The following is a 21,521-nucleotide window of genomic DNA, read 5'->3' as shown; positions in this document are numbered from 1 at the left end:
AGGACGGGCGGGCCTGCTCCGGCCTTACGGCTTGATGCGGACCACCTGCGGCTCGTGGTCGCTGGTCTGGTCGGCGAACTCGGAGTTGATGTGGACGACCTCGTAGTCCACGTTCGTCATCTTCGGGTTGACCAGGATGTGGTCGAGCACCTGCGAGTTGCCCTGGTAGACGTAGGAGTACCGCTCGTCCTTCGGCAGGGTGTTCACCAGGTCGGTGAGCTGCTTGCCGTTGCCGGTGAGGGTCGTGACCGCCGGCAAGAACTGGAAGTCGTTCAGGTCACCCACGACGACCAGGTTCGCCTCCGGGTCGGCGGCCAGCAGCTGCTTGATGAAGGCGTTCTCCACGGTCGCCTGCTGCGTCCGCTGCACCTCGGAGCTGCGGTCGGGTGCCTGGAAGCGGCTGTCGACACCCTGGTCGCCCAGCTTGGCGGCGAAGTGGTTGGCGATCACGAAGAGCTTCTTGCCCTGGAAGGTGAACTCGCCGACCAGCGGCTTGCGGCTGAAGTCCCAGGCCGAGTTGGTGGGGTCGATCCGGCCGGGGGAGACGGTCAGCGCGGTCTTGTCGCCCGTGCCGGTGATGCCCACAGCGGTGGTGGAGGTGCCACCAGGGCCGTCGACGAAGTCAACCCGCTTCGGGTTGAAGAGGAAGACGGTGCGGATGTTGCCGCCCGGCTGGCCGCCGTCCTTGTGGTTCTCCGGGTTGATCAGGCGCCAGTCGTATCGCGGGCCGCCGGCCGCCGCGATCGCGTCGGTGAGACCGAGTGGTGTGTGATCTCCGCGACCTGCCGCGCCATACGTCTCCTCCAAAACCGTCGGTCATCTGCACCCCCGGGACGGCTATTTCCGCCGTTCCGTCGGCTCAACGCCGATCCTGCGGAAGACCTCACCCAGAAGACGAACGTCTTTGCCGATTTCGCATACACCCCGACATGGCCGGCTTCCGCGTGGCAGTAACCGACCAAGCCTCTCGACCAGCCCCCTCGCTGATTCACATGCGCAGGTCACTGGCTCTCTGCGACGGCCACACGACCCGACCGCAAGGATGTCCGCCCGCGTGCCGGGCTGTCGAGGGTGTGCGCGAGGGTGAGAAGGTCGTCGTCCGACACCACCCTCAGGCCGTACTCCGCGAGCAGTGCGGCCATCCGCTGCGGCCTCCACAGAGAGCGCCACGGCTCGCCCGATGTGATGGAAGTGCCGAGCACGCGTGTCAGCAGCCGCCCCGCGGCCGCCCTCGCCGACGGCACCTGGTAGTTGACGACGAGTGCACTGCCCGGGACGGTCCGGGCGGCCAGTGCGGCCACCATGGCACGCACCTCGTCGCGCGTAAGGTACGGAACGACGCCCTCCCACAGCCATGTCGTCGGCGCGGATGGGTCGTGCCCGGCGGCATCCAACGCCGCACCCAGACCGTCGACGGCGAAATCGACCGGCGTGAACCGTACGGAACGGGCGATGGCTGGGAGCTCGGCGGCGCGGAGATTGCCCTCATCCGGTCCTCGAAGCGCTGCCGCGGCCTCGGCGAGGCGGTCGCGCTTGTCCTGCTGGGAGGCCGGATGGTCGACCTCCCACACATCTGTCTGCGCGAGCTCGGGCAGACGCCACGCGCGCGTATCCAGGCCGGCGCCGAGGATCACGAGCTGGCCTCTCACGCGGGCGCGCAGCGCCTCGTCGATCGCGACCGTCCGCGGCACGACCACCTCGACGCATGCCCGCACACTCTCGTACACGGTGCGCTCCCGCCAGCCCTCCGGCGGAGTGTTCGCGCGTACCTCGTCCACGGGCGTACGTTCCGCGACACGCAGCAGCCCTGCCGCCACCGGATCCGCGAACTGGCCTGTGGCAGCCCTCCCGTTCGCGGCCGCCCGCCCCTGGCAGACCAGCACTGCCGTCCGGCTCGCCGCACGCCCGCTCTCGCTCATGGAGCCGTATTCAACACCATCCCCGACCCTGCCCCAACCTCGACGAGAAGCGGACACAAGCCCACGAATCTCCCTGAGAGACGCCGAGGGGACTTCGACAGCGCCTTGCGCGCGGCCGGCGGGACGGGGCGGGCCGGCACCCCGTGCCGGAGCCTCCGTTCAGCGTATATTGAGGAGAAAGGTGGATGAATTGGCACGAAAAGGTCGATTCCCGCCTTTCACAGCGCCTGACGAACCAACTCACCGGATCCGCCCCCAGGTGGGGCTCGAGTCGAATCCGACCCGTCCGGAGGAGGACGCGATGAGGGACGTGGCGAGCAAGCGGGACGTGGACGACCGTCCCGCGGTCATCGAGCGGGTCGTGACACTCACGGTGAACGGCCGGTCGCACACCCTGCGCCTGGACACCCGGGTCACCCTGCTGGACGCCCTGCGGGACCGGCTGGGCCTGGTGGGCACGAAGAAGGGCTGCGACCAGGGTGCCTGCGGCGCGTGCACGGTCCACCTGGACGGCAGGAGGGTGCTGTCCTGCCTGACCCTGGCGGCCCAGGCCGAGGGCCGGGCGATCACCACCATCGAGGGTGTCTCGGGCGCCGACGGGCCGCATCCGGTGCAGAAGGCCTTCATGGAGCACGACGGCTTCCAGTGCGGCTTCTGCACGCCGGGGCAGATCATGTCCGCGGTGGCGCTGATGGCCGAGGGCCGGGCCGGCTCCGACGAGGAGATCCGGGAGTTCATGAGCGGCAACCTGTGCCGCTGCGGTGCCTATCCCAACATCGTGGCCGCGATCCGCGAGGCGGTGTCCGGGGGAGGTCCCGATGCGCGGCTTTGACTACGTACGGGCCACCGACACCCAGGAGGCGGTACAGCTGCTGGCGGACGACCCGGCGGCGTCCTGCCTGGCGGGCGGCACCACGCAGCTCGACCTGATGAAGGACGGGGTCCTGGAGCCGCCGCGGTTGATCGACATCACCCGGCTCCCGCTGCACGGCATCGAGCGCCGCGGCGAGTCCCTGCACGTGGGGGCGCTCGCCACCATGGAGGAGCTGGCCGCCGACGCCACGGTGGCCGGGCGGCTGCCCGTGGTGCGCGAGTCCCTGCTGCTGGGCGCGTCGGTGCAGCTGCGGAACATGGCCACCATCGCGGGCAACCTGCTGCAGCGCACCCGCTGTCGCTACTTCCGCGACCCGACGGTCGCCGAGTGCAACAAGCGCGCGCCGGGCTCCGGCTGTGCCGCGGTGCAGGGCGCGGCGCGTATGCACGCCGTGCTCGGGGTGAGCGAGCGGTGCATCGCGCTGCACGCCTCCGACCTCGCCGTCGCCCTGGTGGCGCTCGGCGCGGTCGTGCACATCCAGGGGGTGTCGGGGCGTCGCACCGTGCCGCTGACGGAGTTCTACCTGACGGCCGACGAGAGCCCCGAGCGGGAGAACGTGCTGGAGCACGCCGAGCTGATCACCGAGGTCGAGATCCCGCTGCCGCCGCCGGCCGCCCGGTCGGGCTACCTCAAGGTCCGCGACCGGATGTCGTACGAGTTCGCCCTCGCCTCCGCCGCGGTGCTGCTCGTCGTGGACGACGGCACGGTGAGCCAGGCCCGCATCGGGCTGGGCGGGGTGGGGTCGAAGCCCTGGCGGGCCTACGAGGCCGAGCACGTGCTGACCGGCGCGCCCGCCACGACGGCCACGTTCCAGGACGCGGCCGAGGCCACGATGCGCGAGGCCTGGACCGTCCCGGGTACGGCGTTCAAGGTGCCGCTCGCCCGGCGCACCCTGGTGCGCCAACTGCAGACCGTGTCGGGAGTGACCGTATGAGCACCGTCGAGAGCAGGCCGCTGGTCGGCGCGGGCGTCAGCCGGGTCGACGGCCCGCGCAAGGTCACCGGCACCGCCCCGTACCCCATGGACTTCAGCGTCCCCGGCCAGGCCTACGGCGCCGTGGTGCAGAGCACCGTCGCCGCGGGCCGGATCGTCCGCATGCACACCGGGGCCGCCGAGGGCTCCCCGGGTGTGATCTGCGTACTCACCCACGAGAACGCCCCGAGGGTCGCGACGGGACCGACGACGGCGCTCGGGGAGCCGTTGCCCTCACCGCTGCGCAACGACCGGATCCTCCACCACGGTCAGCACATCGCCTTCGTGGTGGCCGAGACCCCGGAGCAGGCCGCCGCCGCGGCACGCCTGGTGCGGGCCGACTACGAGGTCGCGGAGCCGCTGCTGGACCTCCATGACCCCAGGGCCGAGCAACTCGTCGACCCGTGGGGGATGGACCACTCGCGCGGTGACGCCGCCGCGGCGCTGGAGACCGCGGAGGTGACGCTCCGCGCCACGTACACCACGGCGGACAACACCCACAACCCGCTCGGCCTGTTCGCCACCCTCGCCGCGTGGGAGGGCGACACCCTCACCGTCCACGACACCAGCCAGTGGCCGTCGATGGTCCGCACCACCCTCGCCGTGGTCTTCGGTGTCCCCGAGAGCTCGGTGCGGGTCCTGGTGCCCTACGTCGGCGGGGGTTTCGGCTCCGGACTGCGCGTGTGGCCGCACGTGATCCTGACCGCCATGGCCGCCCGGGTGCTGGGCCGCCCGGTCAAGCTGGTTCTGACCCGGCCGCAGATGTTCACCTCGGTCGGGCACCGCCCCAGCGGCGTGCAGTGGCTCGGTGTCGGTGCCACGCGCGAGGGCGACCTGGTCGCCCTCGACCACCGCAGCCTCAGCTCCCTGAGCATGGAGGGCAGCGACTACGAGCCGTTCGCCTCGGCAACCGCCTTCGCCTACCGCTGCCCCCACGTGCGCACACGGGACCGGCAGGCGCGGATCAACGTCCCCGTGCCGACGTCCATGCGCGCCCCGGCCGAGGCGCAGGGCAACTTCGCGCTGGAGTCCGCGCTCGACGAACTGGCCTGGACCCTGCGCATGGACCCCCTGGAGCTGCGGCTGCGCAACCACACGGACGTCGATCCGCGCAACGGGCTGCCCTGGTCCGGCAAGGCGCTCCTGGAGTGCTACGAGGTCGGCGCCCGGCGCTTCGGCTGGTCCGACCGCAGTCCCGAGCCGCGCTCCATGCGCGACGGGAACTGGCTCGTCGGCTACGGCATGGCGAGCGCGCTGTTCCCCCACTTCGCGCAGCCCTGCGCGGCGCAGGCCACCGTCAACAGCGACGGCAGCACGCTGGTGCGCAGCGCGGCGACCGACATCGGCACCGGCACGTACACGGTGATGACCCAACTGGCCGCCGAGGAACTGGGCCTGCCCCTGGACCTGGTCCGCTTCGACCTGGGCGACTCGGACATGCCCAACTCGACGATGGCGGGCGGCTCCGGCCTGACCGGTGCGCTGGGCAACGCCGTGCACGACGCCTGCCGGCGGCTGGTGCGCTCGTTCGCACGGCTCGCGCGTGACGACGCGGACTCGCCCCTGCGGGGCGCGTCCCCGGACGACGTGGAGTCCACCGGTGGGCGGGTCCACCTCGCGGGCCGCCCGGACCGCGGGGAGTCGTACGTCGACATCCTCGCCCGGCACGGGCTGTCCGAGCTCACGGCGAACGGGAACAGCACCCCGCCCGTCGCCACCGAGCTGAGCATGTCGCCCGCCGGCGCGTACGGCGCGAAGTTCGTGGAGGTCCGCGTCGACGCCGACCTCGGCCTCATCCGGGTCGCACGGGTGGTCTCCGCGATCGACGGCGGTCGCATCCTCAACGCGAAGACGGCCAGGAGCCAGATCATCGGCGGGACCGTCGGCGGCATCGGCATGGCTCTGTACGAGGACACCGTCACCGACCCGCGCACCGGGCGCGTCGCGAACGGTACGCTCGCCGACTACCTCGTCGCCGTGAACGCCGACGTGCCCGAGCTCGACGTGGTCTTCGTCGGCGAGCCGGACCGCTCCACCCCGACCGGCACCAAGGGCGTGGGCGAGGTCGGCCTGGTCGGCATCGCGCCGGCGATCTCCAACGCCGTGTACCACGCCACCGGAAAGCGCCTGCGCGAACTGCCGATCACCCTCGACGCCCTCCTCTGAGCCGTTGCGGCAGGACGTCGGCGCGGGCCTCTCTCAGCGCCTCCTGTCCGGTTCGGGTCGGCGTGGGACAAGGGACGCACAAGGGCAACCCCGGCCCGATTACGGCGGGCCGGGGTGCTACACGGTAGGGCGCATCTGGGTTTAGAAGTCGTCGAAGTCGCCGCCGCCGCCGTGGTGGCGCTTGACCACCCGGAAGCTACCGACCACTCCGTGCTTGACGAAGACGCCGCCCCTGACGTGCTCCACCCTGACGTTGGTGGCGTCGCTGTGGGGGCCGACGGTGGCGACGGGGGAGCCGTTGTCGCAGGTCGCGCCGCGGAAGAACTCGACGGTGTGCTTGCTGTCGTTGCGGATGTTGAAGCTCCTGGAGCCCAGGCCGCTCACGACGGTGATGCAGCCGTCGGGGTGGGCGCGGTACTCGCGCTCGTTGATGTAGATCCGGCCGATTTCGTGGTGGCGCTTGCCGTACTCGCCGCCTTCGCGGCCGCCGCCTTCGCCGCCGCCTTCGCCGCCGCGGCCGCCGCCGCCCTCGTTGCCCTTGCCCTGCCCGGACATGCCGTCCATCGGCACCTGGGCCGGAGCGGGCGCCTGCTGGACGACGGCCGGGGCCGCCTCGGGCGCGGGGGCGGCCGTGGCGTAGGTGATGCCGGTCACGGCGAGTCCTGCGGCGGCAGCGACTGCCGCGGTCACGGCGGTGGAACGGGTCATGATCATGGCTTTTCTACTCCTGTCTCAGAGAGGCCGGCTTTGACAGCCGACGTGTGATTGAACGTAATAAACACCCGCAAAGCTGTCATTTCGGGCATATCGAAGGAGCTGGCATCAGAGGGCCGAACGGGGGACCCGGAGCGCCCACGGTCTCGTCTCCCCGGTTACTGACGGCACGTCAATCCATCGAGAGTGCTGGGCAGATTGATGAGGGATTAGGCCTTCAAGGTGATCTCTGATGCCCGATCACCCGTGCGGCAGCGGGTCGCCTGGAAATGTCGAGGCGAAGGACTCACTGGATTCCGGGACGAGCGGGCCGCAGACCGGACACCGCCACCCTCACCCCACCAGGGCCCTGCACCCCGTGGCGCCAGCCGCCAGCCGTCGGCCGCGGACCGGGCCACCGCCTCACGGTCAGCGGTTGAGCGGCCGAAGCCGGGCCCCGTGAGGCCCCCTCACCCCGCTCGCGGACTCCTCAGTTCATGCGAAACCCCGGACCACTTCGCCCCCGAGCGGCCGCGGACGGCACGCGGCACCGCGGCCACCACGCTCGCGCCATGGGCGTACGACGCGTTCCGGCCGCAACTGTGAGCGGCCCGCGCCGGCAGGCATCGACAGACCGATCGAACGATCGGGAGACACCCCAGTTTCTGGATTGTCCGATCGAAAAGCGATCACCGCGACCATATGGCTTGACCGCGATCAGTCGGTCACCCTACGTTGAGGCACCACTCGGGGCGGAGACCCGTGGCCCGTGGCACGACGCGCGTGCGGCCTGCCCGCCCCCGCCGCTCCCCCTCAGAGAGGACCGCAGATGCCCCATCGCTCCTCCGGTACCCGCCTCGCCGCCGTCCTCGCCGGCGCCGTGGGAGTCGCGCTGGCCGCCACCGCCAGCGCCTCCCCCGCCCTCGCGGACGGCGCCCCGCACGGGCAACGCTACTACCTCGACTGCTCCGCGGACGGCGGACCGGGCGACGGCAGTCACGCGCACCCCTGGACCTCCCTGGCTCAGGCCGGCGCCCACCGCTACCGTCCCGGCGACCAGTTGGGCATCGCGCGCGGCGCGACCTGCACCGGCACCCTCGCCCCGACCGGCGCCGGCTCCGCCGCCGCGCCCATCCGGATCGGCGCCTACGGCACCGGTGCGCTGCCGCATCTGGAGGGCGGCGGCGGGCACGACACACTGCTGCTGCGCAACATGGAGTACGTCGAGGTCCGCGACCTGGAGATCACCAACTCCGGCGGCACGCCCGGCACCGAGCGCAACGGCGTCCGGCTGGAGCTGGCCGACTACGGCATCGGCCACCACTACCTGCTCTCCGGCCTGGACGTGCACGCGGTGCGCGGCGGCGACTTCAAAACCCTCACCGGTTCCAGCGGCATCCAGATCGACGTCGCCGGCACGACGACCGCGAGCGCCTTCGACGACCTGCGGATCACGGGGAACCGCATCCGGGACGTGGACCGGGAGGGCGTCTATTTCAAGTCGACGTTCTCCCGCCGCGACCTGGTGGGCGACCAGCAGGACCCCCAGACCTACCCGGGCCCGTGGACGCCCAGCACCCGTGTCCGCATCGACCACAACACACTGACGTCGATCGCCGGTGACGCGATGAAGCTCGACACCACCTCCGGGGCGGTCGTCGAGCACAACCGGGTGGACGGCTTCCAACTGCGCTCCCAGGTCGCCAACGCCGGTATATGGACCTTCAACACCGACGACACCCTCATCCAGTACAACGAGGTCTCCGGCGGCGGCAACAGCCTTGACGGCATGTCCTTCGACGCCGACGGCGCCTCGAACCACACCGTGTTCCAGTACAACTACAGCCACGACAACAAGGGCGGATTCCTCCTGAACTGCCCGTACAGCGGCGCGAAGACCGTCGACGTCATCGCCCGCTACAACATCAGCCACAACGATGGCGCCCGGCTGCTGCAGAACTGCTGGGGCCCGATCCTGAACGCGCGGATCTACAACAACACCTTCCTCAACAAGGAAGCCGTCCCCACCTACCTGGTGCAGGACGACGCCGGTTCGCCGGCCACCACGCAGCACGAACTGACGGTCCGCAACAACATCTTCGCCGGCCCTGGGGACACCACCGACACCTACCGCTTCAAGAACCCGACACCTGACCTGCACTTCGACCACAACGTCCTGTACGGCATCCCGGGCGGCGTGCCCGCCAACTCCGACGGCAGCGGCACGAACCCCGGTGGCAGCACCGCCGATCCGAGGCTGATCGCCGCCCTGGCGGGCGCCGACGCCGCCGACCCCGGCTCCTACCGCGTCGCCCGGGGATCCTCCGCCCTCGACCTGGGAGTGCCCGTGCCGGACGCCGGCCGTCACGACTACTTCGGCTTCCCGATCCCCAAGAGGGACCCCGCCGCCGGCGCGTACCAGGGACCGCCGGCCCGCTGACCTGGGCGCAGGACGTCCAGGCCTACGCGTTCTCCTGCCTGTGTACGAGCGACCTGCCTGAGGCCTCACCCCGCTCCCGCCCATCAGCGAGTGAACAAAGCAAGTCGAGTCGGCAACTCCTCTTGATGGGTTGGCCGGGCTGCCGGAAAGCTGTAGGCGCCATCGATCATCGCATTTCCCATCTTCCGCCGAGTTCCCCCACCGCAGACGGACCACCTCCGAGCGCCATGTCGAAAGGATCACTGGCATGCCCCAGGTCGACGAGCCTGCCGAGCACCTTCCCGAGACCAACCCCGACGGCTCCCTGGCGGGCACAACCGGCCGCATCCCGCGAGGTGTTCCCGCGTCCCTCTTCCGTTCAGGCCTGAGCCGGCGCCGGCTGCTTCAGGCAGCCGCGGCGTCGGCGACGGCCGTGGCGGCCACCGGTCTCACGGCGGCGGGCACCGGCAAGGCCGCGGCCGCACCGGCCGATACGGCAGCGGCCGCCACCGGACTCACCGGCACGATCGCCGATCTCAAGCACGTGGTGATCCTCATGCAGGAGAACCGTTCCTTCGACCACTACTTCGGCATGTTCCCGGGTGTCCGCGGCTTCGGCGACAGGCAGGCCTTGCGGTACCCGGACGGCACCACCGTCTTCCACCAGCCGGATGCCAAGCGGACCGACGGCGGCTACCTGCTGCCTTTCCGTCTGGAGACGGGCAAGTACAACGCGCAGAACGCGGGCGGCCTGCCGCACGGCTGGACGGACGGCCACGACGCCTGGGCGATGGGCAGGAACAACCGCTGGGTCGCCGCCAAGGGCGAGCAGACCATGGGCTACTTCACCGGCGAGGACATCCCCTGGCAGTACGCCCTGGCCTCGCAGTACACCGTCTGCGACCACAACCACTGTTCGATCGCCACCAGCACCAGCCCCAACCGCATCTACATGTGGTCCGGCGGCATCGATCCGACCGGCGCGAACCACGGTCCGGCCACCGGCAACGGCGGCGACTACGGCTACCAGTACACCTGGGAGACCTACCCCGAGGTCCTCCAGAAGGCCGGGGTGTCCTGGCAGATATATGTCAACAACGACACCGACAGCAACTGGCTCGGTGACTACACCGACAACACCGTGCGCTCCTTCGCGTCGTTCAACCCGGCGCAGCCCGGTGCCGACACCTCGCCCGACGGCCTGCTGGCGCGCGGCAACGTGCTGGAGACCCATACCAAGCCGACCGGGCCCAACTCCAACGAGAACGTCGACTACGTTCTCAAGGACTTCATCGACGCCTGCAAGCCCGGCGCGGAGCGACCACTGCCGGAGGTCTCCTGGATCGTTGCGCCGTACCTGTGGTCGGAGCACCCGGCCGGCGCTCCCGACTACGGCGCCGTGTACGCCGACCGGGTCATCCGGGCGCTGCACGAGAACGAGGAGCTGTGGAAGTCCACGCTCCTGATCCTCACCTTCGACGAGAACGACGGCTACTTCGACCACGTACAGGCGCCGCTGCCGGAGCCGGGCACGGCGGGTGAATTCGTGCAGGGGCTGCCGATCGGTCCGGGCGCGCGGGTGCCGATGGTCCTGGTCTCGCCGTGGACGCGCGGTGGCTGGGTGTCCTCGGAGGTGTTCGACCACACGTCGCTCATCCGGTTTCTGGAGCACTGGACCACCAGTCTGGGCAAGCCGGCGATCTGTGAGAACATCAGCGACTGGCGACGGACGGTGTGCGGTGACCTGACGTCGGCGATCGACTTCTCCAAGGCCGACACCTCGCTGCCCGACCTGCCGTCGGTGGACGTGCTGGTCGCGGCCGCAGAACACGACCGGACGCTGCCGTCGATCGCCAACGCGATCCCGGCCACGGGGCGGCAGTCGATGCCGGTGCCGCCGTCCGGCCGGCTGAAGGCGCGGCCCGTGCCCTACCAGCAGCACGCCACCGTGTCCGTCGACCGCTCCAGCGGCAAGGTCACCGCGACCCTCACCAACAAGGGTGCGCAGGGCGTGAGCATGCAGGTGTTCCCGGACGCCTACCGCGACTTCGAGGCGACGCCGTTCACCGTCACCAAGGACGGCGCGAAGCGCTACGTGTGGGACACGGCGACGACCGACGGGAAGTACGCCTTCAGCGTTTACGGCCCGGACCGGTTCGTGCGGTCCTTCGCCGGAAGCATCGTCCCGGGCGGCCGGAACGCCGGTGCCGTCCCGCAGGTCGAGGCCGAACTCGTGCCCGGCCACCGTACGCTGCGGCTGCAGCTGTCCACCGGTGGACGCGACCAGGTGCGCTTCACCCTGACCGCCAACGACTACGAGGGCGGCCACAGGACGGTGTACGTCGGCCAGGGCAAGCCCTCGGTCGTGGAATGGCCGACCGACCAGGACGGCTACTACGACGTGGTCGTCACCGCGGCCGACGGCTTCCGCTACCGTTTCGCCGGCCGGATCAGCTGACCAGCCGGCCCACAGCCCCGGCAGGTCTCCGACGTCGCGAGAGTCCGCCGGGGCTGTGGGCAGCCCCGCCGCGGCTGCGCCGCACCACCCGCCTGTCGGCGGCCACGGCACCGGGCCTCCAGGACTCGGCACGCCCCGTCAGGTGGTGCCCGCACGGCCGCAGGAGGCGCGTACCTTCAGTTCGGGGAGCAGTTCCACCCGGTGGATCGGGAGGGCCGCGCCCTGCCGCAGCCGCCTCAGCAGCAGGTGGACGGCGGCGGCGCCGACTGCGCGCTTGGGTGGGGCCACGGCGGTCAGCGGCGGGGCTCCGAGCGCCGCGAAGACGTCGTCGTAGCTGATCAGCGCCAGGTCCTCGGGGACGGACAGGCCACGTGCGCGCAGCAGCGCCGGAAGCTGAATGGCGTCCTGATCGTTGTGCACGAGCGCGGCTCGCACGCCCCTGCCGACGGCCTCGGCGAGCCGGCCGGCCACCCGCTCGGGGGCCGTTGTGGGATCGTCGATGTCGATCACCGGCTGCGGTGTCAGGCCGAGGGTGGCGCAGCCTTCGGCGTAACCGCTGCGCACCTTCAGCGCCGTCCAGGTGTCGCGCCGGGCGGCGAGGACGACGGAGTCGTGGCCGAGCGAGGCCAGGTGGCGCAGGGCGAGCAGTACGCCGTGCTGGTGGTCGGAGCTGACCGAGTCGAGTTCCGCGGCCGCCGTGCCGACGGCGGCCCTGCGTTCGACCAGCACGGTCGGGACCGGCAGTTCGTTGAGCCAGAGGCGGTCGTCCGGGTTGCTCGTGGACATCCAGTTGGGCGTGAGCATGAGTCCCTCGGCGCCCGACTTGAGCAGTTGCTCCGCCTGGCCGCGGTCCGCCCCGGGGTCGTAGGAGGAGATGCCGAGCACCAGGTGGGCTCCGGCGTCGGCGGCCGCGGCGCGCGCCCCGGCGATCACCTCGTCGAAGTACTGGCTGATGGTGTGGCTCACCGTGGGCACGATCAGGCCGAGGGTGCGGGCGTCGGCGTCCGCACCGGCGCGCTCGTCCAGCACCGAGACGGAGCCGTGCGAGCGGCGCAACAGGCCTGTCTCGGCGAGGATCGCCACGTCCCGGCGCACGGTGACCGCCGGGAGGTCCAGACGGGCCGCGAGGTCAGCCACCCGGACCGTGCCGAGCTTGCGCACGATCTCGAGGATCCGCGTCCGGCGCTCGTCAGCCGCGATCGACATGACGGTCCCCTTCTCCCTGTCCCTGCCCTGACTCACCATGAGTCTAGCGTTCGATACGTAAGTGATCTATTGCTCGGTTATTTGATCACTGTTCGGTCAGTAGATCAAGATTTGATCGATGTTCGAGGCGTCCCCGACCGGAGGGAAACCCGCCGGACCCACGGGTGTGCGACGGGCTCGCGCCCTCAGTCCTCGTCGGGGGCGACGGTCACCTCTTCCGCGCGGATGAGGACCTCGCGGCGGCCGCCGTCCGGCCAGTGAACGCGCAGCCGGTGACCCGCCGGCGTGACCTCCACCTCGACTCGTACCCCCGGCGGCGCGCCGGTCCCGGCTCGGCTCAGCCGCACCACCGAGACGAACAGGCACTCCTCTCCCGTGACCGTGCCGGTCAGCACCGGGACCGCCGCCGCGGGCCCGAACGCGGTACCCGCCGGCACGGGCTCGGTCGCGGCGGTGTCCAGGCCGTGCAGGGCGACGGCCTCGGAGACCAGCGCGGACCCGCTGACCCGTACCCGTGCTCCGCCGCCGGTCACGGCCGTCTCCACCGCGCCCCCGGCCACGGCCCATCCCGTGTGCCGAACCCCGGTCCCGGTGACGGCGCCGGTGACCAGGTGCCCGTGGACCTCCTCGGCTCCGGCGGCGAACACCAGGGAGGTGACGCCGACGCCCGGCAGTTCGGCGCCCTTGATACGGGGCCGGTGGGCGGAGGCTGCCCAGTCGGGTCCCGTGCCGAGCGGAACGATCGGGCCGCGCTCGCTCGCCGCGCCGTCGGCCAGCAGGGCGAAGTGGTTGTCGGCGGTGCCCTCGAAGGCCGGCCCGGTGGCGGTGGAGTACGCCAGGCGCGCGTACAGCGGATCGTCCGGCAGGACTTCGTCGGCCGGCTGGTTGTCGCCGCCGTGGTTGTGCACGCGCACGAGCCCGTCGGCGGCCGTGGACTGGATGAGCCAGCCCGCCGCGCGCACCGGGACCACGGCGTCGCCGTGCTCGGCCGGTGCGGGTTCCTCGACGGACGTCCACACGGGGTGGCCGGGCGGCAGCAGCAGGCCGAGGAAGCCCTTACTCGCCCAGTACGGCGAGGCGGGGCCCGAGTACGGCTGCACCAGCGGAGGACAGGGACCGAACCAGCCGAGCGCGAGCAGGCCGTCGTCGTCCACGGCGCCGTGGTCGAGGAAGTGACGCAGGGCGCCGGAGGCCAGCCGCCGTGTGGTACCCGGACTCAGCGGGGTGTGGCCGGTCAGGGCACCGGCCCACGGTGCGGCGGCGCAGGCGAACCGGTAGATGAGCGAACGGCCCTGGTGCAGCGGGGCGCCGTCGCCGCCGAAGGTGTGCGCGTACTGCCCGAGGTGGGCGGCGAGTCGGGTGCCGTAGCGGTCGAGCAGCCGTCTGTCGTCCGCCAGATGGGCGTGCAGGACGGGGTAGAGGTGGAAGGCCCACCCGTTGTAGTGGTCGAAGGCGCGCGGCCGTCCGTCGGTGTACCAGCCGCCGCCCAGGTACCACTGCTCGATCCTGGCCAGGCCCTGAGCGACGGCGCGTTCGGCGGCCTCGGTGTGGTGGCCGGTCTCGGCGAGGAAGCCTCCGATGGTGACCTGGAAGAGCCACCAGTTGTTGTCGACGGGCGTGTGGCGCAGTGCGCCCGCGAGCCAGCTGGCGGCGTGGCTGCGGGTCCGTGCGGGGAGGCGGTCCCACAGCCAGGGCCGGGTCAGACGGAGTGCGAGTGCCACGGAGGCCGCCTCCACCATGGCCTGTCCCCGGTCGGTGACCGTCGGCCAGGCGACCGGGTCACGACCGGTCAGCTCCCTTTCCCCGGTAGGCGACCGCGTGCCCGCGGCCAGCCCCTCGGCATACCGGTCGAGCAGTCCCAGCGGGTCCTGCCCGCCGGCGCCCGCGACGCGGAGGGCCGCCAGCAGGAAGGTGCGGGCGTAGCCCTCCAGCGCGTCCGAGCGCGGGCCGGACCAGCTCGGGCGCGGACCGGGCAGGGCGATCAGCGCGTGGCCGGGCCCGGCGTGCCGCAGCGCGGCGGTGAGCAGCCTGTCCGCCGCGGCCTCCCAGTGGGCGCGGGTCCAGCCCGTGCACGGGCTGAGCGAGCGGTCCTCGGGTGGGAGGGGCGTGCGCGGCATGGCGGGGCTCCTTGCTCGGGGTCCCGAATCTAGAAGTCAGCCGATAGGTCGTCAACGCGATCGATCGAATGATCTGGACACGGAACCTCCACAGCCCGTCGGCGCCACGAATCCGCAGAACATCCACGATGGGCACCCACCGTCCGTCTGATCAGATGAGATCGTTCGATCGAAAGTTATTGACTTCGATCGAAAGGGTTCCCAAGATATGCGGTACCCGGGCCCGACGGCCTCGGAGCCGATCGACCTCGCCGCCGCCGGCTCCGCACCGGGCACACTCCACCCGTCCCGTTTCCCAGGAGCGAGCCATGTCCGCTGTCTCCGCCCGCAGTCGCAGAGCCCTCCGCGCCGCCGCCGCGCTCACCGCCACCGCTCTGTCCGCCACCCTCCTCGCCGCCTGCGGCAGCGACGACAGCCCGTCGTCCGGCTCGGGCAAGCCCGTCGACATCACGTTCTGGGGCTGGGCGAAGGGCACCCAGCAAGTGGTGGACGCTTTCAACGCCTCCCACAAGGACGTGCACGTCAGCTACGAGGAGATCCCCTCCGGTTCGGCCGGCGGCTATGCGAAGCTCTCCAACGCGGCCAAGGCCCACAACGCCCCCGACGTGTTCAACGTCGAGTACCCGCAGCTGCCGGACTTCGTCAGCCAGGGGGCCGTCCAGGACATCGACAAGTACATCGGCGCCGACCTGAAGGCGAAGTACCTGCCGCAGGCGGTACAGCTGACCACTCTCGGCGGTGCAACGTACGCGCTGCCGCTGGACGCCGCCCCGCAGGCGTTCTACTACCGCAAGGACCTGTTCGACAAGGCGGGCATCAAGGCGCCCACGACCTGGGACGAGTTCCGCACGGCCGCCGAGAAGCTGAAAAAGGCCGAGCCCGGCAGCCGTATCGCCACCTTCTTCCCCGACGACCCGACCACCTTCGAGGCGATGTCCTGGCAGGCAGGGGCCCAGTGGTTCGGCACCGCCGGGGATACCTGGCAGGTGAGCCTTCAGGCGCCCGAGACGAAGAAGGTCGCCGACTACTGGCAGAAGATGATCGACGACGACCTGGTCCGGGTCGAGCCCTCGTTCAGCCAGCAGTGGACCGCCTCGCTGCAGAAGGGCCGGACGGCCGGCTACCTGGGGGCGTCCTGGGGCGGCGGCGTGCTGAAGGGCACCCTTCCGAAGGACCAGGCCGGAAAGTGGGCCGTCGCCCCGCTGCCGTCCTGGAACGGCGCCCCTGCGAGCGGCATGCTCGGCGGCACCACCTTCGCCGTCTCCAAGGACAGCAAGAAGGCGGAGGCCGCCGTCGAGTTCGCCACCTGGGCCACCACCACCGCCGAGGGCATCCAGGCCCGGATCTCCTCCGGTGACTCCTCCGCCTACCCGGCCGACCCCGCGCTGGTGCCGGTCGCCGCGAAGGCGTTCAAGGCCGACTTCTACGGCGGGCAGGACATCTACGGTGTCTACAAGAGCGCCGCCCAGTCCATCGAGCAGAAGTGGACCTGGGGTCCGGCGATGGGCGTCACCAACAACTCCCTGAAGGACTCCTTCGGCAAGCTCTCCTCCGGTTCCGGCACCATCGCCCAAGCCCTCACGACCGCGCAGAAGGACACTGTCGCCGAGCTGAAGAACCGCGGCCTGAAGGTCTCCGCACAGTGACCCCGACCGCTCCCACGGCCACCCGCGCGGTCTCCGCCGCGCCCTCGCGTACCGCTGCCGCCCGGCGGCGGCGGTACGCGGCGCCCACCGTGCTACTCGCGCCGTTCTTCGTGCTCTTCACCGGCGCCACGCTGGTGCCGATCGGCTACGCCGTCTACCTCAGCCTCTACGCCGAGCACCGCTCCGGCCTCGGCTTCGGCGGCAGCGAGACCGTCTTCACAGGACTCGGGAACTACACGCGGGCACTGGGCGACACCGCCTTCCGCGGCGGCTTCCTCAACCTGGCGCTGTATTGCCTCCTCTACATCCCGCTGATGATGATCCTGGCGCTGCTGCTGGCCCTGCTGCTGGACTCCGTCCTGGTCAAGGCCCGCCGGTTCTTCCAGCTCGCCCTGTTCCTGCCGCACGCGGTGCCGGGCACCATCGCCACCCTGGTCTGGATCTACCTGTACACGCCCGGCATCAGTCCGGTGATCGGTGCCCTGGACTCGCTCGGCGCCAGTGCCGACCCGCTGGGCCACCCGCTGCCCGCCGTCGTCAACATGGCGGTGTGGGAGTGGACCGGCTACAACATGGTGATCTTCTTCGCCGCGCTGCAGGCCATCCCGCGCGAGGTCCTGGAGGCCGCCGTGGTCGACGGTGCCGGGCCGCTGCGCACCGCGCTGAGCGTCAAGGTCCCGCTGATCCGTTCCTCGCTCACGGTCGTCGGACTGTTCACCGTCATCGGCTCCCTGCAACTGTTCACCGAGCCGATGATCCTGCACGGCACCACCCCCAGCATCGTCTCCACCTGGTCCCCCAACATGTACGCCTACACCGCGGCCTTCGAGCGGCACGACTACGGCCTGGCCGCCGCCTCCTCGGTCCTGCTGGCGCTGGCCGCCGCCGCGCTCTCCTTCGTCGTCACCCGGGCCACCCGTGCCCGGAGCGAGGACCGGCCCCGACCAGCCACGGAGGCCGCCGCATGACCACCGTCACCGCACAGCCCGGCGCCGCGCGCGCGAAGGGCCGCCCCTGGTCGCTGTCCAAGGCCGCCGTCAACGGCGCCCTGGCGCTGGCCACCGCCTACACACTGCTGCCGCTCGCCTGGCTGCTCACCGCCGCCGCCAAGAACACCGGCGACCTGCTCGGCGGCCGTACCCTCACCCCCTCCACCTGGCACCTCGGCGCCAACCTCCACGCGCTGGCCACGGCCGGCGACGGCATCTACTTCCGCTGGTACGCCAACTCCCTGCTGTACGCCGGGATCGGCGCCCTGCTGTGCGCGCTCGTGTGCGTCTGCGCGGGGTACGCCTTCCACGTCTACAGCTTCCCCGGCAAGGAGAAGCTGTTCGGGCTGGTCCTGCTCGGCGTGCTGGTGCCGACCACCGCGCTCGCGCTGCCGATGTACCTGCTGGCCTCCAAGCTGGGCGTCGTCAACACCTTCTGGGCCGTGTTCGTCCCCAGCCTCGTCAACCCCTTCGGCGTCTATCTGGCGCGGGTCTTCTGCGCCGGATACGTACCGGGCGAGGTGCTGGAGGCCGCACGCGTGGACGGCGCCGGCGAGCTGCGTACCTTCTGGTCGGTGGCACTGAGGATGGTGACGCCCGGACTCGTCACCGTCTTCCTGTTCCAGTTCACCGCCATCTGGAACAACTTCTTCCTCCCCCTGGTGATGCTGTCCGACAACCGGCTGTTTCCCCTCAGTCTCGGCCTGTACAGCTGGAACACCCAGACGCACGCCTTCCCCGAGTACTACCCGCTCGTCGTCACCGGCTCCCTGCTCGGCATCGTCCCGCTGGTCATCGCCTTCATCGCCCTCCAGCGCCACTGGAAGGCCGGCCTCACCGCAGGAAGCGTCAAGTGACGTCCGCCCCTGCCGCACCCGCACCGGAGAACCGAGTGTCCAACCCCCCGACCGCATCAGCCGCCCAGCCGAACCCGGCCGCCTCCGGACAGCGGCGTCCGCGCACCCTGCTGGCCATGCACACCGATCTCACCGACCGCCTGTTCGACCGCACCACCCTGAACCGGCTCACCGCGCTCGCCGACCTCGACCCGGCCCTCGTCGTCGACGACTTCGACGACCCGCGTGCCACCGCGGCCCTGCGCGAGACCGAGGTCATCGTCAGCAGCTGGGGCTGCCCGCCGCTGGGCGAGGACGTCCTCGCCCGGGCGCCGGCGCTGCGCGCCGTCGTCCACGCCGCCGGATCGGTCAAGCACCACATCACCGACGCCTGCTGGCGGCGCGGGATCCAGGTCAGCTCGGCGGCCTGGGCCAACGCCCTGCCCGTCGCCGAGTACACCGTGGCGGTGATCCTCCTCGCCAACAAGCAGGTGCTGCGCATCCGGGCCGACTACCGCGCCCGGCGCGGCGTCGGGCACGACTGGGCGGCCGCCTACGCCCACATCGGGAACTACCGGCGCACGGTCGGCGTCGTCGGCGCCTCCCGTATCGGCCGCCGCGTCCTGGAACTCCTCCGCCCGCACGACCTCGACCTGCTCCTCTACGACCCCTACGTGGACGCGGCGGAGGCCGAACTGCTCGGCGCCCGCTCCGTGGAGCTGGACGAGCTGTGCGCGGCCGGCGACGTGGTCACCGTCCACGCCCCCGAACTGCCCGCCACCCGGCACCTCATCGACCGCCGTCGGCTCGCGCTGTTCCGCGACGACGCGACCCTGGTGAACACCTCCCGTGGTTCCCTGGTCGACCAGGACGCCCTGGTCGAGGAACTCCTCACCGGCCGTCTCAACGCGGTACTCGACGTCACCGTCCCCGAAGTCCTGCCCGCCGACTCCCCGCTGTACGACCTCCCCAACGTCCTCCTCACCCCGCACGTGGCCGGCTCCCTCGGCGGCGAACTCCACCGCATGGCGGCAGCCGCGGTCGACGAGCTCGCCTGCTACGCCGCCGGCCTCCCCTTCGCCCACCCCGTGCACCGCGAGGAGACCACCCGCTCGGCCTGAGGAGGCCGTGGCCCTTCACGACCTGTTCCGGCTGGTGCGGTTCCACGCCGTCGTGTTGACGCGTGCTCAGGTATTGCGCCCGGTGTTCCGCGCGCTTCGCTCGACGTTGGCTGGAAGTCGCCCGTGCTGGCTAGAGTCCGGGGCATGTCGAAGGTGGATGTCGGCCGCTATCTGGAGCGACTGGGTGTCACGGCTCCCGGCGTGCCGTCCTTGGCGGGGCTGCGGGCGCTGCACGCCGCGCACGTGGCCCGGGTGCCCTACGAGACCCTGGAGATCCATCTGGGGCGGACCACAACGGTGGACCCCGAGGAGTCGGTGGCCCGGATTCTGCGGGGGCGCGGCGGCTACTGCTTTCACCTCAACGGGGCGTTCGCCACCCTGCTCGACGCCCTGGGGTACGCCGTGACGTGGCACCGCGGCGGAGTCCAGGGCAGTCGAACGGCTCGGCCGCCCGGCGCGAACGCCAACCATCTGGCCCTCACGGTGGCCTGCGAGGGCGAGACCTGGTTCGTCGACGTCGGGCTCGGTGACGCGCTGTACGAGCCGCTGCCGCTCCGTGCCGGGGAGTACCGGCAGGGGCCGTTCGCCTACCGGCTCTCGCGGTCGGCGGTCGAGCCCGACGGGTGGCGCTTCGAGCACGACCCCCGCGGTTCCTTCGCAGGGATGGACTTCTCCATGGCGCCCGCCGGGCCGGAGGACTTCGCCGCGCAGCACCGGGAGTTGTCCACCTCGCCGAGTTCGGGGTTTGTCCGGGTCGTCTCCGCGATCCGCAGGGACGCGGCCGGCACGGACGAGCTCCGCGGCTGCGTACTGGTCCGGACGGACGGTGACGGGCGCTCCGAGCGGAGACTGACCACCGCGGCCGCCTGGTTCGGTGCCCTCGCGGACGTCTTCGGGCTCGCCCTCCCCGACGTCGGCGAGGAGGAACGGTCCGCGCTCTGGGGCAGGGCGCGGTCGGCCCACCAGGCGTGGCTCGCCGCCCGCTCCGACTGACCGGGTGTCCTAGGGCCCGGCGGTGAGTGCCGGAAGGAGGCGATGCGCGTTGTCGCGGTTGATGCGGCGGCGCTGCTGTTCGTCGAGTGCGGGGTCGTTGTCGAGCGCGGGTGCGGTGACACCCGTGACGAGCTGGGCCGGGGTGGGCGGCCAGTCACTGCCGTAGAGGATCCGGGAGGAGTCCACGACGGACAGCAGACTGGGCGTGGACGAGGGCGACATGGGGCCGGCCGTGTCGTAGTAGAAGCGGTGCAGGTAGTCGCGGACCCGGGCGGGTTCGACCTTGGGCGTCAGGAAGTCGCCGAACGCCTCCACGCGGCCGGCGATGTACGGCAGGAAGCCGCCTCCGTGCGGCAGGACGAAGGTGAGGTTCGGGTAGCGGTCCAGCGTGCCGTTGATGATGAGGTTGATCGCCGCGCGCGTGGTGTCCATCAGGAAGTCGCACAGGAACGGCGGTACGCCCTCCAGCTCCGCGCCGCCGCCGGGGACGTCCATCGGGTGCGTACTGACCACGGCCGAGCGTTCGTTCAGCTCCGCCAGGATTCCGTCCTGGTCGGGGTGGCCGAGGTAGACCCCCTTGACGCTGGTCCGCACGCTGACGCCGACGGCCCCGAGCTCGTCCATCCCATGGGTGAGCGACCACCTCGACAGGTCCGGGCTGTCGAGGAACAGCGGGGTGTAGAAGGCGAAGCGGTCGGGATGGCTCGCGACCAGGTCGCCGGCGGCCTGCAGGGCGACACGGGCGCTTTCCTTGCGTACCTTCGGGTCCTGGAGGCGGCCCAGCATCGCGACGGTGAACACGCTGGTGCGGATGCCCGCCTCGTCCATCATCGTGAGCGCGGTGCCGAGGTCCCACTGGGTCCACCAGGGCAGGCGCCGACGCTGGACGATCTCCTGTTTCTCCGCCCAGTCGAGCCATTCCGGCGCGGTGAAGTGGTGGTGCACGTCCACGCGCTCCCGGCGTGCGTCGCCCTCCGCCGCCGTCGGCCCGCTGGTGCCCGTGCCGGCCAGTGGGGCCGTGCCCGCAGCCGTCTGTACGGATGTCATGGACAGGCTCCCCTGTTCTGTGGTGACGCCGAGGAAGTCGATCGTGCTGGGGGCGGTTCTCGCGC

The 21,521-nt window shown here is 71.1% G+C and carries 15 protein-coding genes and 1 pseudogene; 10 read left to right on the top strand and 6 right to left on the bottom strand.

Annotated features, from left to right (window positions below):
* Positions 1 to 24: 24 nt before the first annotated feature.
* Positions 25 to 756 (bottom strand): annotated as a pseudogene (locus ACIHCX_RS26390) (endonuclease/exonuclease/phosphatase family protein); the annotation flags it as partial.
* A gap of 245 nt (positions 757 to 1,001) precedes the next feature.
* Positions 1,002 to 1,919: a class I SAM-dependent methyltransferase gene (locus ACIHCX_RS26385; RefSeq protein ID WP_400033550.1), complete on the bottom strand. Its 918-nt coding sequence runs from the start codon at positions 1,917 to 1,919 to the stop codon at positions 1,002 to 1,004.
* A gap of 301 nt (positions 1,920 to 2,220) precedes the next feature.
* On the opposite strand from ACIHCX_RS26385, the gene ACIHCX_RS26380 reads away from it, so the two are divergent.
* The 3 genes from ACIHCX_RS26380 to ACIHCX_RS26370 are packed head-to-tail and all read left to right on the top strand — an operon-like array spanning position 2,221 to position 5,931.
* The gene (locus ACIHCX_RS26380) at positions 2,221 to 2,751 is read left to right on the top strand and encodes a (2Fe-2S)-binding protein (RefSeq protein ID WP_400033548.1); all 531 of its coding nucleotides are present in this window, start codon (positions 2,221 to 2,223) and stop codon (positions 2,749 to 2,751) included.
* Positions 2,738 to 3,727 (top strand): FAD binding domain-containing protein, encoded by a 990-nt coding sequence (locus ACIHCX_RS26375; protein ID WP_400033546.1) that lies wholly within the window; start codon positions 2,738 to 2,740, stop codon positions 3,725 to 3,727. Before ACIHCX_RS26380 ends, ACIHCX_RS26375 begins: the two co-directional genes overlap by 14 nt.
* Positions 3,724 to 5,931, top strand: a complete 2,208-nt coding sequence (locus ACIHCX_RS26370) for a xanthine dehydrogenase family protein molybdopterin-binding subunit (RefSeq protein ID WP_400033544.1) — start codon at positions 3,724 to 3,726, stop codon at positions 5,929 to 5,931. Before ACIHCX_RS26375 ends, ACIHCX_RS26370 begins: the two co-directional genes overlap by 4 nt.
* 141 nt (positions 5,932 to 6,072) lie before the next feature.
* On the opposite strand, the gene ACIHCX_RS26365 is transcribed toward ACIHCX_RS26370, so the two are convergent.
* On the bottom strand, positions 6,073 to 6,645 hold the full coding sequence (locus ACIHCX_RS26365; protein ID WP_400033542.1) for a hypothetical protein: 573 nt from the start codon (positions 6,643 to 6,645) through the stop codon (positions 6,073 to 6,075).
* A gap of 808 nt (positions 6,646 to 7,453) precedes the next feature.
* Between ACIHCX_RS26365 and ACIHCX_RS26360 the strand changes: the two genes are divergently transcribed.
* On the top strand, positions 7,454 to 9,064 hold the full coding sequence (locus tag ACIHCX_RS26360; protein ID WP_400033538.1) for a right-handed parallel beta-helix repeat-containing protein: 1,611 nt from the start codon (positions 7,454 to 7,456) through the stop codon (positions 9,062 to 9,064).
* 247 nt (positions 9,065 to 9,311) lie between these two features.
* On the top strand, positions 9,312 to 11,501 hold the full coding sequence (locus ACIHCX_RS26355; RefSeq protein WP_400033536.1) for a phosphocholine-specific phospholipase C: 2,190 nt from the start codon (positions 9,312 to 9,314) through the stop codon (positions 11,499 to 11,501).
* A gap of 138 nt (positions 11,502 to 11,639) precedes the next feature.
* On the opposite strand, the gene ACIHCX_RS26350 is transcribed toward ACIHCX_RS26355, so the two are convergent.
* Entirely contained in the window at positions 11,640 to 12,707 is a 1,068-nt protein-coding gene (locus ACIHCX_RS26350; RefSeq protein ID WP_400033534.1) for a LacI family DNA-binding transcriptional regulator, read from the bottom strand.
* A gap of 185 nt (positions 12,708 to 12,892) precedes the next feature.
* Positions 12,893 to 14,824 (bottom strand): DUF2264 domain-containing protein, encoded by a 1,932-nt coding sequence (locus ACIHCX_RS26345; RefSeq protein ID WP_400033532.1) that lies wholly within the window; start codon positions 14,822 to 14,824, stop codon positions 12,893 to 12,895.
* A gap of 308 nt (positions 14,825 to 15,132) precedes the next feature.
* Between ACIHCX_RS26345 and ACIHCX_RS26340 the strand changes: the two genes are divergently transcribed.
* The 5 genes from ACIHCX_RS26340 to ACIHCX_RS26320 all read left to right on the top strand — a co-directional run bounded on the left by ACIHCX_RS26340 (position 15,133) and on the right by ACIHCX_RS26320 (position 20,409).
* Entirely contained in the window at positions 15,133 to 16,470 is a 1,338-nt protein-coding gene (locus ACIHCX_RS26340; RefSeq protein WP_400033530.1) for an ABC transporter substrate-binding protein, read from the top strand.
* Positions 16,467 to 17,438, top strand: coding sequence for a carbohydrate ABC transporter permease (locus ACIHCX_RS26335; protein WP_400033528.1), 972 nt, complete (start codon positions 16,467 to 16,469; stop codon positions 17,436 to 17,438). Before ACIHCX_RS26340 ends, ACIHCX_RS26335 begins: the two co-directional genes overlap by 4 nt.
* Entirely contained in the window at positions 17,435 to 18,316 is an 882-nt protein-coding gene (locus ACIHCX_RS26330) for a carbohydrate ABC transporter permease (RefSeq protein ID WP_400033526.1), read from the top strand. Before ACIHCX_RS26335 ends, ACIHCX_RS26330 begins: the two co-directional genes overlap by 4 nt.
* Before the next feature lie 116 nt (positions 18,317 to 18,432).
* A complete protein-coding gene (locus ACIHCX_RS26325; RefSeq protein WP_400033930.1) occupies positions 18,433 to 19,416 on the top strand; it encodes a hydroxyacid dehydrogenase in 984 nt (327 codons plus the stop codon).
* 144 nt (positions 19,417 to 19,560) lie between these two features.
* Complete coding sequence (locus ACIHCX_RS26320; RefSeq protein ID WP_400033524.1) at positions 19,561 to 20,409, top strand: arylamine N-acetyltransferase; 849 nt, start codon at positions 19,561 to 19,563, stop codon at positions 20,407 to 20,409.
* Between the two features lie 9 nt (positions 20,410 to 20,418).
* Here the strand turns inward: ACIHCX_RS26320 and ACIHCX_RS26315 are convergent, their stop codons facing one another.
* A complete protein-coding gene (locus ACIHCX_RS26315) occupies positions 20,419 to 21,456 on the bottom strand; it encodes an amidohydrolase family protein (protein ID WP_400033522.1) in 1,038 nt (345 codons plus the stop codon).
* Positions 21,457 to 21,521 lie beyond the last annotated feature (65 nt).

Origin of the sequence: Streptomyces sp. NPDC052043 (assembly GCF_044548235.1) — a bacterium.
In the GTDB taxonomy this organism is placed as follows: domain Bacteria; phylum Actinomycetota; class Actinomycetes; order Streptomycetales; family Streptomycetaceae; genus Streptomyces.
Note: the sequence above shows the minus strand (reverse complement) of the source record. Positions and strands in the feature narration are given on the sequence as shown.